Genomic DNA, 13,385 nt, shown 5'->3' with positions numbered 1-13,385 from the left:
CCTCAGACGGCTTTCGCCGCGAACGCGTCGACTCCGGTGAGTTCCGCCGACAGCGTCCACAGGCGCGCAGCCTCGCCGGGGTCGGTCGCGTGTGCGCGGACGCCGTCGACCATGTCGGAGCGGTCGGTTGGTTCGGCGACGTCGCAGTCCTCGCAGTAGACGCCGCCGAGCCCGGCCAGCTGCGGGGACGTCGCCGCCCACACCTGGGTCGCGGCCCCTTGCTCCGGGGTCTTGAACGACGGGTCGATGACGGTGCCGTGTTCGTCGATCCAGCCGTTGCCGATCATCTCCGCGGTGTCGAGATGCCGGGTCAGCGGGGTGAGGATCTTGCCGGGGTGCAGGGAAAACGCCCGCACGCCAATGCTTTTCGCCAGCGTGTCGAGGTGAAGGGCGAACAGCGCGTTGGCGGTTTTCGCCTGGCCGTAGGCGAGGAACCGGTCGTAGCCGGTGGCGAAATGGACGTCGTCCCAGCGGATTCCACTGAGCTGGTGGCCCGCCGAGGACACCACGACCACGCGTGTGCCGTCTTGGGCGAGCGCGGGCCAGAGCCGGTTGACGAGCGCGAAGTGGCCGAGGTGGTTGGTCGCGAACTGCGCCTCCCAGCCGGGGCCGACCCGGGTTTCGGGGCAGGCCATGATCCCGGCGCCCGCGATGAGAATGTCGATTTTCCGTCCGGTGGCGAGAAAACGCTCCGCGAAGATGCGGACGTTGTCGAGATCGCCGAGATCGAGTTCGCCGACCTCGACGCCGTCGATGCCGCTGACCGCGTCGCGGGCGGAGGCCGGCCGGCGTGCCGGGACGACGACCTCGGCGCCCGCCTTGGCGAGTGCGCGCGTCGTTTCGAGGCCGATACCCGAGTAACCGCCGGTGACGAGCGCGAGCTTGCCGGAAAGGCCGATGCCCGCCAGGACGTCGTCCGCGGTGCTGCGGGCGCCGAAGCCCGAGCCGATCTTGTGCTGTGTGGTCACGGGGCGACGCTACGAGCTGGAGTGCGCTCCAGCGCAAGGGTTCCTGGGGGAGAGCCCTACCACGGAGAGGGTGGCCGGCCGGTGTGTGCGGTGGGCCCGGCGTTCGTAGCGTGCGGAGCCATGACTTCCTTACATCGCTGGGGTGCCGCGCTTGTCGCGGGTGTCGTCGCCTGCGCCCTCGTCGCGGGACCGGGACCGGGATCGGGATCGGCTGAGGCACAGGAGAGAGGACGGCTCGCCGACGTCGTGCCGCTGCGCACCGTGAGCGCGGCGGACGTGGCGGGGGAGCTCGCCGCGACCGGTTTCGACGCCGGAGAAGTGCGGTATGGCGTGCGGGCCTTCCGGCTGGAGTACCGGACGGTGGACGCGCGGAACCGGCCGGCCACGGCGAGCGGGCTGCTGATGGTTCCCGAGGGCGGATCCGGCACACTGTCCACTGTGGTCACCGAACACGGGACAACCAGCTACCGCGGTGACGCGCCTTCCATACGTGCCAAGGACTTCGCGACGTCGCCCGCGCTGACCTACGCGTCGGCGGGCTTCGCCACGGTCGCGCCCGACTACCTCGGGCTGGGCACCGGGCCCGGCTTCCACCCGTGGATGGACGTTCCGTCCGAGACCACCGCGTCACTGGACATGCTGCGTGCCACACGGGAGTTCCTCGGGCACCGGATGGGCCGGGACGTGCTGGTCGCCGGGTTCTCCCAGGGCGCGTCGGCGGCGCTGGGCCTGGCGCGGGCGCTGGACGGGCACGCGGACCCGCGGTTCCGGCTGCGCGCGCTGGCCCCGATCAGCGGCGGCTACGCCTTCCGGGACGCGGAAATCCCCGCACTGCTGGCCGGTGAACTCGAAACGAAGTCGAGTGCGTTGTACGCGGCGTACCTGCTCGTCTCGTGGAACCGGTTGCACCACCTCTACCGTTCGCCGTCGGAGATCTTCCGCGCTCCCTACGACAGGACGATCGAGGAACTCTTCGACGGGAACCACACCGGCAAGCAGCTCATGGCGGGCACCCCCGGCACCCTCGGGGAGCTGATCACTCCGGCCGGGATCGACCTCCTGCGGCACCCCTCGCCCCGGTTCGTCGCGGCGTTGCGCGTCGCCGACGGCGTGTGCACCGGCTGGAAGCCGGGCGCGCCGATGCGGCTGTACGTGATGGACGGTGACGACCAGGCCGCCACCGCCAACACCGATCGCTGCGTCGCGGGCTTCGCCGGCGCCGGGGTTCGTCCGGAGGTCGTGCGGTTGCCGCACTCTGTCTACAATGGATCGACGCATCTCGCGTCGAACGTGACCGCCACCGGCGAAATCGTCCGCTGGTTCCTGCGCGAAGCCGCCTAGGGGAGGACAGCGGTCAGCTGCCACACGGGCACCTGGATCCGGCCGCGCTCGTCGACGTCGAACTCGGCGAGCGCGGCTTGGTCGATCTCGCGTTCCGGTTCGACGGCCTGGATCATGGCCACCATGCTGTCCCTCGTCATCGAGGTGGTGTACACGGCCTTTTCGAGCCGGGTGATCGTCCAGTCCTTCCCGACCTTTTCGCGCAGATCGCGTTCGCTGATCAGGAACGGGACCGGGAAGCTTTCGGGGAGCCCCTCGGGAAAGCAGAAGATGTGCAGGCGGGCGCCGGGCTTCGCGGCGCGGGTGAGCGCGTCGACGTAGGCGCGTCGTGCTTCCTCGTCGAGGCAGTGGTAGAGCGCGCTGTCGACCACGGTGTCGAAGCGGTTCTCGAACCCGTCGAGGCGGGTCGCGTCGGCCTCGGCGAACTCGACCTCGACGCCTTGGGCCGCGGCGCGCTCGCGAGCCTGGCGAAGCGCGGTGACGGACCCGTCCACGCCGGTGACGCGGTGCCCGCGTGAGGCGAGGAAGATCGCGTTGTCGCCGAGGCCGCATCCGACATCGAGGACGTCCTCGCCGATTTCCCCCGCGCTCTCGACTGCCACCAGCGCCGGCTGCGGCGCGCCGATGTCCCACGGCATGACGGGCCCGACGCCCGTTTTTCCTTGGTACAGCTGCTCGAAGTCGACGTCGTCGAGATCGATCCCCGGATCGGTCATCGCATCCTCCCAAGTTATTCAACGCCCGATGAGTTCCATCATGCTGCCGATCTTGGTGAGGTGTCAACACACCCGCGGGAATATCGGGGGCGCCGGGCGAGTAGTTGACTGACATGGACTTCGGTATTGGGACTTTTGTGACCGACGAAGGAATCCGGCCCGACGTGCTGGGCAGGGCGGTGGAGGAGCGGGGGTTCACGGCGTTGTCGCTGGCCGAGCACTCGCACATCCCGGCCAGCCGCGAGACGCCCTATCCCGCCGGCGGCGAGCTGCCGCGGGTCTACTACCGCACGCTCGACCCGTTCCTCGCGCTGAGCGCGGCCGCCGTGGCCACGAAGACCCTCCGGCTCGGCACCGGGATCACGCTGCTGATCCAGCGTGACCTCATCCACACCGCGAAGGAGGTCGCCACGCTCGACCTGCTGTCGGGCGGGCGGTTCGACTTCGGCGTCGGGGTCGGCTGGAACAAGGAGGAAATGCGCAACCACGGTACCGACCCGGCCACCCGCGGCGCGCTGATGAACGAGCAGCTGGCCGCGCTCAAGGAGATCTGGGCCAAGGACGAGGCCGAGTTCCACGGCAAGCACATCGACTTCGACCCGATCTTCTCGTGGCCGAAGCCGGTGGCGAAGCCGCATCCGCCGATCTTCGTCGGCGGCGCGAGCAAGGCGGCGTTGAACAGGCTGGTCGCGCACGGCGACGGCTGGTTGCCCACGCCGGGGGCGTCGCCCGGGGAACTGCACCGCGTCCGGAAGTGGCTGGCCGAGCAGGGCCGCACCGGCGTCCCGTTCGTGGTGTGGGGCTCGCCCGCCGAGCAGGCGGTGATCGACGGCTACGCCGAGGGTGGCGTCGATCAGGTGAACCTGATGTTGCCGACCCTGCCGGAGAGCGAGACGCTGCGGAAGTTGGACGAACTGGCCGCGTTCGCGCAGGCCAACCGCTGAAGGGTTTGATGACCTCGTGAGTGACGTACAAATCGGCCTGGCCGCGGCGCTGGAGCAGTTCTCGCCGCGGGAGTCGATCCGGCTGGCGGCGCTGGCCGAACAGCACGGGTTCTCCGGTCAGATGGCGGCGGACCACTTCCAGCCGTGGGTCCCTCAGCAGGGTGAAGCTTCGTTCGTGTGGAGCGTGCTCGCCTCGCTGGCGGAGAACACCACCGGCGACCTCGGCCCCGGCGTGACCTGCCCGTCGTTCCGGCTGCACCCGGCGATGGTCGCGCAGGCGGCGGCGACGCTGGAGGCGACCTACCCGGGCCGCACCTGGCTCGGGATCGGCTCCGGCGAAGCGCTCAACGAGCACATCATCGGCGGCTACTGGCCCGAGGCGCCCGAACGGGTCCGGCGGATGTTCGAGGCGCTGGAGATCATCCGGAAACTGTTCGGCGGCAAGGACGTCAAGCATTCGGGGGAGTTCTTCAAGCTGCACACCACGCGGCTGTGGACGCTGCCCGACGCGCCGCCGCCGATCTACATCGCGTCGGCGGGCCCGTACACCTCGCGCAAGACCGGCGAGCTGGCCGACGGGCTGATCACGCCCGGCGCGTCGCTGGAGAAACTCGGCGGGATCCTGGACAACTTCAACCAGGGCGCGAAGAAGGCGGGCAAGGATCCGGACGCGATGCCGAAGCTGCTGCAGGTGCACCTGTCCTGGGCCGAGGACGACGAGACGGCGTGGGCGAACGCGCTGGACCAGTGGCCCAACGGTGGCATGAAGTTCCCGAAGGCCGACATCCGCTCGCCGTTCGACTTCGCGCAGATGGCGAAGCTCGTGCGGCGGGAGGACTTCGAGGGCCGCATGGTCGTTTCGTCCGATCCGGACGTGCACCGCGCGGCACTGCAGAAGTATGTGGACGCCGGGTTCACCCGGATCTACGTCCACAACGTGGGACGCAACCAGGACGCGTTCATCGAGACCTTCGGGCGCGACGTCCTGCCGAAGCTCACCGCGTGAGCTGAAGGGGACTTTCCTCTCGTTACATGTGAGGAAAGTCCCCTTCATCGCATGAGACGCGACGAACGTCCCCTTCAGCACACGGGGCGCTACTTGTCCAGCAGCAGGTGCACCGAGAGTTCGACGCGGTGCGCGACGTCGGCGGCCGACGCGCGGCGGGTCACCCAGGCGACCAGGTTCGCCATCCAGACGTCCGCGATGACGTGGAAGATGTCGCGGTCGGCCTCGGTCGGGTCGGTGATGCCCATCGCCTTGGCGAACATGTTCTCCATGAGCCGCCCGACCTGTTCGACCTCGGCCGCGGCGGAGGTGTCGGCGAACATGAACGCGCGCACCATGGCCTCGGTCAGGTGTGGATCGCGCTGCATGAGCCGGGTGTTGCGGCCGAGCACGAACATCAGCCGCTCGGCCGGGGTGTCGCCGGGGATGGCCGACCGCTCGAGCTTCTCCTGCGCCCGTTCGAACTCCCTGGCCAGCCCGGACACCAGCAGGTGGATCTTGGACGGGAAGTACCGGTACAGCGTGCCCAGCGCGACGTCGGCCTTCTCCGCGACGGCCCGCATCTGGACCGCGTCGTAGCCGCCCTTGGCCGCGAGCGCCAGCGTCGCGTCGATGATCCGGCGCCGCCGGTCCCGCTGGGCGGCCGAGCCCAGTTCCTCGGTCCCCGCGCCGCTCAGCCCGTTGCCGCGCCCCTTCGCGGCCACCGGCGCCTTCGCCTTTCCTGGCATGGGCCCCTCTCCCGTCCCCAAAGCTGGCTTCGGAACTTGTTCCAGTTCCCGACGTAGCGTACCTGTCCTGGCGGACTCCGCGCCGATCGACCCACTGGCCGAAAAACTGTAACACGTTCTACACTCGCGAGTAGTCCGAGCCGGTACCCGTGGGTACCCGCTGGTCCTACCGCGAGGAGGTCGCCGATGCCGGTCGCGCTGACGGAGGAACAGGCCGCGCTGGCCGCCGCCATCCACGACTGGGCGGCCGCGCGCCATCCGGTGGAGGCCGTCCGCGCCGCCGAAAGCACGTGCGGCGGGGCGCTCCCGCCGGGGTTCGCCGAGATCGGGCTGTTCGGCGTGGCGCTTCCGGAGGACGTCGGCGGCGCGGACGGCACGGTGGCCGATCTCGCCGCCGGGCTCGCCGCGTCCGCCGAAGCGCTGGTCCCCGGGCCGGTGCTCGGCACCGCGCTCGCCGCGCTGCTGCTCGCCCGCGATCCGGATCGCCCGTCCGCCAAGGAGATCCTGCCCGCGCTGGCCGACGGGACCGCGCAGGCCGCGGTCGTGATGGACGTGTCGTTCGCCACTTCGGGTGACAGGCTGGTCCTCGACGGCGAGAGCGGTCCGGTGCTCGACGCGCACCCGGCGTCCTGGCTGCTGGTGCCCTGCGACGGCGGGTACGTCCCGCTCGCGCCGGGAACGCCGGGGGTGACCGTGGAACCGTTGGCGCCGTTCGACTTCTCCCGGCCGCTCGGCCGCGTCCGGCTCAGCGGCGTCGAGGTCGTGGCCGACGCCGTGCTGGCACTGTCCGATGTGGACGACCTTGCCGCGACACTGGGCGTCGCGGAGGCGGCCGGTGTCGCGCGGTGGTGTCTCACGACGGCGGTGGAGTACGCGAAGGTCCGTGAGCAGTTCGGTCGCCCGATCGGGTCATTTCAGGCGATCAAGCACCTGTGCGCCGAGATGCTCACCAGGGCCGAGTCCGCCGAGGCGCTCGCCTGGGACGCCGCGGCCGCCGGGCATCCACTCGCCGTCGCGGCCGCCGCGTCGGTCGCGCTGGACGCCGCGGTCGAGAACGCCAAGGACTGTATCCAGGTCCTCGGCGGCATCGGGTTCACCTGGGAGCACGACGCGCATCTGTACCTGCGCCGCGCGATCGCCGTCCGGCGGTGGCTCGGCGGATCCGCCCGCTGGCGCCGCCGCGCCGCCGACCTGGCACTCGGCGGGGCGCACCGCACCCTCGCCGTCGACGTCGGTGACGACGCGGCGTTGCGCGAGCAGGTCGCCGAAATCGCTTACCTGCCAACGGAAGAACAGCGGGCGGCGCTGGCCGACGCTGGCCTGCTCGCACCGCACTGGCCCGCCCCGTACGGCCGCGACGCGGGTGCCGCCGAGCAGCTCCGCATCGACAACGCGCTCGCCGACGCCGGGCTCCGGCGTCCCGATCTCGTCGTCGGCGCGTGGGCCGTGCCGACCATCCTCGAGCACGGCTCCGACGAGCAGCGGGCCCGGTTCGCCCTGCCCACGCTGCGCGGCGAACTCACCTGGTGCCAGCTGTTCAGCGAGCCCAGCGCCGGTTCGGATCTCGCGTCCCTGCGCACCGCCGCCCGCCGGGCCGACGGCGGCTGGCGGCTCACCGGCCAGAAGGTCTGGACGTCGCTCGCGCGCGAAGCGGACTGGGGCATCTGCCTCGCCCGCACCAATCCCGAAGCCCCCAAACACAAGGGGATCACCTACTTCCTGGTGGACATGCGCGCCGAGGGCATCACGACGCGGCCGCTGCGCGAGATCACCGGTGAGGCGGTGTTCAACGAGGTGTTCCTCGACGACGTTTTCGTGCCGGACTCCGACGTCGTCGGGGAGATCGACGGCGGCTGGCGGCTGGCGCGGACGACGCTGGCCAACGAGCGCGTCGCGCTCGGCAGCGGCTCGTCGGTCGGCGAAGGCGTGGAAAACCTTGTCGCGACGCTGAATCTCGCCCAGCTCGACGTCACCGCCCGCGAACGGCTGGGCGGCCTGATCGGCCAGGGCAGCGCGTGTTCCGTGCTCGACCTCCGCGCGACACTGCGGCGGCTCGGCGGGCAGGACCCGGGCGCGGAGTCGAGCGTCCGCAAGCTGCTCGGCGTCCGGCATCGCCAGGAGGTCGCCGAATTCGCGCTCGAATTCCACGGCGCGGACGTGCTCGCCGCGGGCGGGGCGGCGGCCGAAGCACAGCACGAGTTCCTGGTGTCCCGCTGCCTTTCCATCGCGGGCGGCACGACGCAGGTGCTCCGTTCGCTCACGGCGGAACGGCTGCTCGGCCTGCCCCGGTGACCTTCCCGATGGGCGCGGTACCGCCGTTTGTCGTACCCGTGGCATACCGTGCACGGCGTGGAGTTCGCAGCAGGCACCCAGGCCACTTACGTCCCCTCGGATCCGCCGAGGGAGGGCGTACTCGCGCTGTGGGGAGAAGGCGTCGAGGGCGACACCGCCATCGAGCTCGTGTTACCGGAGGGCAAGAAGTTCCGGCGCACGAAGGTCGAGGCGAGCGTCGTCCCGCTGGCGCGCGCCATCCCGCGGCTGCTGGTGGTCGGGGAGGACGCGAGCCCGGCGATGGCGGCGTGGTCGGCCGCGGTCAACGCCGGGGTCAACCTCGTCGCGCGCGGCAGGCTGCGGCCCTCGGTCTCGCCGAGCGGCGTCGGTTCGTGGCGGGTGGGCCCGCTCGACGCGGGTGACGAGGAGCTGTTGCGTGGCCTCGCCGGCGCGTTGCCGCCCGAGGCGCACGCGCTGCCGCTGTCCGGGCTGAAACGGATCCGGCTGCATTCGCCGGAGTCGCTCGTCCGCGCGCTGTGGGACGCCACGGCGGACGTACTGGTACGTACTCCGGCGGCAACGGCGGGCGGTCCGGCGGCGTTCTCGGCGGCCCAGCCGACTCTCGTAGGTGAGGACGGCGCGGCCTGGCTCGCCGAGCTGGACGCGCGCCAGCCCCACGGTGCCCAGCTCCTCCTGCGCGTCGAAGCCAGACTGGACGCCGACGCGGAGCCCACGTTCGCCGGAGTGCTGGCGGTGCGCAGCGTCGCCGAACCGAGCCTGGTGGTCGAGGCGGCGACACTCTGGGACGCGCCGGACGCCGTGTTGAACCGGCTCGGGGACGGGGTCGAGACCCAGCTGCTGCTCGGCCTGCGCCGCGGCGCGCGGGCATGGGCACCGCTGGGCAAGGTACTGGCCGAACCCGCGCCTGCCGAACTGCCGCTGAGCGACGAGGAGGTCGTCGACCTGCTCACCGACGGCAGCCGTGACCTCGGCGGCGCCGGGATCGAAGTGCTGTGGCAGAAGGGTTTGTTCAGCGGCGAGGTCAAGGCAAAGGCGGGGGCCACCCAGCAGCCGGGGAGCGTCACCGGCCCGGTGTTCGACCTCAACGGGCTGCTGAAGTTCCGCTGGCGGCTCAGCCTCGGCGGCGAGGAGCTGACCGACGCCGAGGTGAACGCGCTCGCCGAGGCGAAACGGCCGCTCGTCCGCCTGCGCGGCCAGTGGGTCCGGGTCGACCCCGGGCTGCTGGCCCGGATGCGGGCCCGTCGCGAGCGCACGCTCACCGGCGCGGAGGCGCTGGCCGCCGCGCTGTCCGGGGAGCTGGAACTCGACGGCGAACGCGTCGAGTTCGAGGCGCCCTCGGCGCTGGGCGGGCTCGTCGAACGGATCCGGGAGCGGGCCGACGAGCCGGTCGAACCGCCGCCGGGGCTGTGCGCGACGCTGCGGCCGTACCAGCGGGCCGGGCTGGCGTGGCTGGCCACCATGACCGGGCTGGGCCTGGGCGCCTGCCTCGCCGACGACATGGGGCTGGGCAAGACGATCCAGCTGATCGCGCTGCACCTGCACCGGCAGGAGGCCGCGGCGGGCCCGACACTGGTGCTGTGCCCGACGTCGCTGCTGGGCAACTGGGAACGCGAGTTCGCCCGGTTCGCGCCGGGGGTCCCGCTGCGCCGGTTCCATGGCGGCGGGCGGCATCTGGACGAGCTGCGGCCCGGCGAGGTCGTGCTCGCCACGTACGGCGTCCTGCGCAGGGATCGCGCCGCACTGTCCGAAGTGGACTGGGGACTGGTCGCGGCCGACGAGGCCCAGCACGTCAAGAACCCGTTGTCGGCGACGGCGAAGGAACTGCGGAAGATCCCGGCGGCGGCCAGGGTCGCGCTCACCGGGACTCCGGTCGAGAACCGGCTCACCGAGCTTTGGTCCATTGTGGACTGGACGACGCCCGGCCTGCTCGGCCCGCTGGACCGCTTCCGCCGCACCGTCGCCCGGCCCATCGAGCGCGACCGCGATCCGGCGGTCACCGAGCGGCTCGCCGGCACCGTGCGGCCGTTCCTGTTGCGGCGCCGCAAAACCGACCCGGACATCGCGCCGGAGCTGCCCCGCAAGACCGAGACCGACCGGTTCGTCCCGCTGACCGCCGAGCAGACGACACTGTACGAGGCGGTGGTGCGGGAGAACCTCGCGCTGATCCGCGAGTCCGAGGGCGTGCAGCGGCGCGGCCAGGTGCTCAAGCTGCTCACCGAGCTCAAGCAGATCTGCAACCACCCCGCCCAGTACCTCAAGGAGCCGCGTGGCGCGCTGACCGGGCGGTCGGGCAAGCTCGCGGCGTTCGAGGAACTGCTCGACGTCATCCTCGACGAGGGCGACAGCGTGCTGGTGTTCAGCCAATACGTCAAGCTGTGCGAGCTGCTGGAACGCAGGCTGGCCGAACGCGGGCTGCCGGTGGCGTTGCTGTCCGGGAAGAACACGCCCGCCGAGCGCGAGGACATGGTCGAGCGGTTCCAGGCGGGCGAGGTCCCGGTGTTCCTGCTCTCGCTCAAGGCGGGCGGCGTCGGGCTGAACCTGACCAGGGCCACGCACGTCATCCACTACGATCGCTGGTGGAATCCGGCGGTGGAGGACCAGGCCACCGACCGGGCCTACCGGATCGGCCAGGACCGGCCGGTCCAGGTGCACCGGCTGATCGCCGAAGGAACACTGGAAGAGCGGATAGCGGCCGTGCTGGAACAGAAACGGGGTCTCGCCGACGCCGTCGTGGGCGCGGGTGAGGACTGGATCACCGAGCTGTCCGACGACCAGCTCGCCGATCTGGTCCGCCTGGGTTCGGGGTAATGCCGCCGCGCCGGACGTTCGGCAACACCTGGTGGGGGCGGGCCTGGGTCGACGCGTTGGAACAGCGGGCGAAGCTGGACCCGAACCGGCTGCCGCGCGGGCGGACGTACGCGCGCAAGGGCACCGTCGCCGGGCTGGCCGTCGGCGCCGGGGAGATCTCCGCGCGGGTGCGGGGAAGCCGTCCCGTCCCGTACAAGGTGACCATCCGGATGCGGGAGTTCGCCCCGGCGGAGTGGGACGCCCTGCTCGACGTCGCGGGCACGCGGCTGGGGCACGCGGCGGCCCTGCTCGACGGCGAGCTGCCGGAGGAGCTGGCCGAGCAGGCCCGGGAGGCCGGGGCCGATCTGCTCCCCGGCCCCGGTGATCTCAAACCGCGGTGTTCCTGCCCGGATTCGGCTAATCCGTGCAAGCACGTCGCGGCCGTGTACTACGTCGTCGCCGACGAGGTCGACGCCGATCCGTTCGTGTTGTTCCTGCTACGCGGCAGATCCCGCGACGACGTCCTCGCCGAACTCCGCGCCCGCCGTACACCCCGCGGCGGTGACGGCGAGAAGCCGGGAAAGGCGTTGCTGCCGAAGAAGAATCCCGGCCTGACCCCGCGTGCCGCGTTCTCCCGCCGGGTCGGCCCGGTCCCGCCGCTGCCCGCCGCGCCCGAGGCCGCGGGCACTCCGGCCGTCCTCGATCTGGATCCGCCCGCGAGTACCGGCTGGACCGCCGCCGCGCTGACCACTCTCGCCGCCGACGCCGCCGCGCTGGCCCGTGATCTGCTGGTGCACGGCGCGCCCGCGGTGGCGGACCTGACGTTCGAGGAGGACCTGGCCCGCCGGGCGGCCACCCGCGGCGGCGACCTCGGCCCGCTCGCCGCCGAGGCGGATGTCCCGCTCCGCGAACTGACCCGCTGGGCGCATGCCTGGCGGGAAGCGGGCCGCGGCGGCCTCGCCGTGCTCCGGGAGCCGTGGCAGCCGGGCCCCGGCCCCCTCGAACGCGCCCGCGCCGAACTCGCCGATTCCGGCCTGACCGGCCAGGTGAAGGTCTGGCGCAACCGCGTCACCCAGGGTGACGTTCAGCTCCGCTACGGCCGCGACGCCCGCTGGTACCGCTTCGTCCGCGAAGGCCCCGAATGGCACCTAGACGCCCCACCCTCCGACGACCCCCTAGACCTCGCCTACCCCACCCCGTGAGATCGCCACCCAATCACGCGAGTGCGCCGTCCAGTCACGCGAGCCCGCCGCCGAGGCACGCGAGCCCGACCGTCTGGGTACGCGAACCGTCCGTCTGGGTACGCGAACCGTCCGTCGGGGTACGCGACTTCGCCTACTTCGCCGCCCAGCTCCGGTAACTGTGCTCCAGGAACCGTTCCACCCCACGCACCACGTGCGCGCTGCGGATGGACGGGAACACGTCGAACGCGTGCTGCGCCCCGGCCAGCTCCGCGTACGCGACCGGCTCCCGCGACTTCTCCCGCAGCCGCCGCACGAACTCTCGCGCCTCCCGCACCGGGATCAGCGAATCGTGCTTGCCGTGGATGACGAAGAACGGCGGCGCGTCCCCGGTGATCCGGTCCAGCGGCGACGCCGCGACATAGTCGTCGAGGTGGTTCACCGGGTCGCGGTCCGGGGCGAACACCCGGCGCGCCAGCAGCTGGTCCCGCCGGAACGTGCTCGACCGCGAGCCGGTGGTCGCGGCGAAGTCGTAGGCGCCGTAGTGCGGGACGCAGGCCTGCACGCTCGTGTCGACACCGGGGGCGTCCGGCTGGTACATCGGATCGTTCGCGGTCAGCGCGAGCAGCGCGGCGAGGTGCCCGCCCGCCGAACCGCCGGTCGCGGCGACGAACCGCGGGTCCCCGCCGTAGGAGGCGATGTGCTCGCGGATCCAGATCAGCGCCTGCTTCACCCCGAGGATGTGTGCGGGCCAGCGGGCGGCGGGGGCGAGCGGGTAGTTGATCGCGACGCAGACCCAGCCCCGCCGCGCCATGTGCAGCATGAGCGGCCTGCCCTGCTCCTCCTTGTTGCCGATCACCCAGGCGCCGCCGTGTACCTGCAGCAGCACCGGCGCGTCCGACACGGGTTTCCGCGGGCGGTAGACGTCCAGCAGGTACCGCTTGCCGCCGGGGGCGTAGGCGATGTTCCGCTCGACCACGACCTCCGGGTCGTGCATCCGGAACGGCAGCAGCAGCTGGCCCCACGGGGTCGCCAGGTCGCGTGGGCTCGGCGGATGCGCGAGCCGCGAGCCGTAGTCCTCGCCGAGCGCCTCGGTCAGTGCGTCCTCGACCTCGCCCTTCGCGCGCTGGGCTGTCGCGATCAGCGAGCCGAGCCCGGCGGCGGTCAGCCCGGCCAGCGCGAGCCCGATCCGGTCGGACGGCCTGCGCGCGCCGTGGCGTGCCAGGTGGACGGCCGTGTCGGCGGCGGTGAGCGCGAGCTGTTGGGGCGCCAGTTCGTCGGCCAGCCAGCCCGCGAAGAACAGCGGGATCGTCGCGCGCTTCGAACGCACCGGGCGCACGGCGTTGGCCGTGAGGGCGAGCTGGATCGCGCGGCGGGTCAGGAAATTCGGCTGCACCCGCCCGATGCTACCCGCGCGTACGC

Annotated in this window: 10 protein-coding genes; 6 read left to right on the top strand and 4 right to left on the bottom strand. The window is 71.8% G+C overall.

Going from position 1 to position 13,385, the window contains the following annotated elements; all coding sequences use genetic code 11:
• Window positions 1-2: 2 nt before the first annotated feature.
• Entirely contained in the window at window positions 3-968 is a 966-nt protein-coding gene (locus ACFW0G_RS24355; RefSeq protein WP_378327676.1) for an SDR family NAD(P)-dependent oxidoreductase, read from the bottom strand.
• Window positions 969-1,088: 120 nt separating this feature from the next.
• Between ACFW0G_RS24355 and ACFW0G_RS24350 the strand changes: the two genes are divergently transcribed.
• Entirely contained in the window at window positions 1,089-2,309 is a 1,221-nt protein-coding gene (locus ACFW0G_RS24350; RefSeq protein WP_378327675.1) for a lipase, read from the top strand.
• Here ACFW0G_RS24350 and ACFW0G_RS24345 read toward each other — a convergent pair.
• On the bottom strand, window positions 2,306-3,025 hold the full coding sequence (locus ACFW0G_RS24345) for a class I SAM-dependent methyltransferase (RefSeq protein ID WP_378327674.1): 720 nt from the start codon (window positions 3,023-3,025) through the stop codon (window positions 2,306-2,308). The two genes, ACFW0G_RS24350 and ACFW0G_RS24345, sit on opposite strands and share 4 nt — an antisense overlap.
• A 113-nt stretch (window positions 3,026-3,138) precedes the next feature.
• Between ACFW0G_RS24345 and ACFW0G_RS24340 the strand changes: the two genes are divergently transcribed.
• Together ACFW0G_RS24340 and ACFW0G_RS24335 are read left to right on the top strand one after the other, a co-directional pair.
• Entirely contained in the window at window positions 3,139-3,969 is an 831-nt protein-coding gene (locus ACFW0G_RS24340) for an LLM class F420-dependent oxidoreductase (RefSeq protein WP_378327673.1), read from the top strand.
• A gap of 16 nt (window positions 3,970-3,985) precedes the next feature.
• The gene (locus ACFW0G_RS24335; protein ID WP_378327672.1) at window positions 3,986-4,975 is read left to right on the top strand and encodes a TIGR03557 family F420-dependent LLM class oxidoreductase; all 990 of its coding nucleotides are present in this window, start codon (window positions 3,986-3,988) and stop codon (window positions 4,973-4,975) included.
• Between the two features lie 89 nt (window positions 4,976-5,064).
• Here the strand turns inward: ACFW0G_RS24335 and kstR are convergent, their stop codons facing one another.
• Window positions 5,065-5,703 carry a cholesterol catabolism transcriptional regulator KstR gene (gene kstR, locus ACFW0G_RS24330; RefSeq protein ID WP_378327671.1) on the bottom strand — a complete coding sequence of 213 codons (639 nt, stop codon included), beginning with the start codon at window positions 5,701-5,703 and terminating at the stop codon, window positions 5,065-5,067.
• Window positions 5,704-5,889: 186 nt separating this feature from the next.
• Between kstR and ACFW0G_RS24325 the strand changes: the two genes are divergently transcribed.
• The 3 genes from ACFW0G_RS24325 to ACFW0G_RS24315 are packed head-to-tail and all read left to right on the top strand — an operon-like array spanning window position 5,890 to window position 11,984.
• Window positions 5,890-7,995, top strand: coding sequence for an acyl-CoA dehydrogenase family protein (locus ACFW0G_RS24325; protein WP_378327670.1), 2,106 nt, complete (start codon window positions 5,890-5,892; stop codon window positions 7,993-7,995).
• A gap of 57 nt (window positions 7,996-8,052) precedes the next feature.
• A complete protein-coding gene (locus tag ACFW0G_RS24320) occupies window positions 8,053-10,803 on the top strand; it encodes a DEAD/DEAH box helicase (protein WP_378327669.1) in 2,751 nt (916 codons plus the stop codon).
• A complete protein-coding gene (locus tag ACFW0G_RS24315; RefSeq protein WP_378327668.1) occupies window positions 10,803-11,984 on the top strand; it encodes an SWIM zinc finger family protein in 1,182 nt (393 codons plus the stop codon). Before ACFW0G_RS24320 ends, ACFW0G_RS24315 begins: the two co-directional genes overlap by 1 nt.
• A 133-nt stretch (window positions 11,985-12,117) precedes the next feature.
• Here the strand turns inward: ACFW0G_RS24315 and ACFW0G_RS24310 are convergent, their stop codons facing one another.
• Window positions 12,118-13,359, bottom strand: coding sequence for an alpha/beta hydrolase fold domain-containing protein (locus ACFW0G_RS24310; RefSeq protein WP_378327667.1), 1,242 nt, complete (start codon window positions 13,357-13,359; stop codon window positions 12,118-12,120).
• Window positions 13,360-13,385 lie beyond the last annotated feature (26 nt).

This window comes from Amycolatopsis sp. NPDC058986, assembly GCF_042741125.1.
Lineage (GTDB): Bacteria > Actinomycetota > Actinomycetes > Mycobacteriales > Pseudonocardiaceae > Amycolatopsis.
This window is presented reverse-complemented; position numbering and strand designations above follow the sequence as displayed.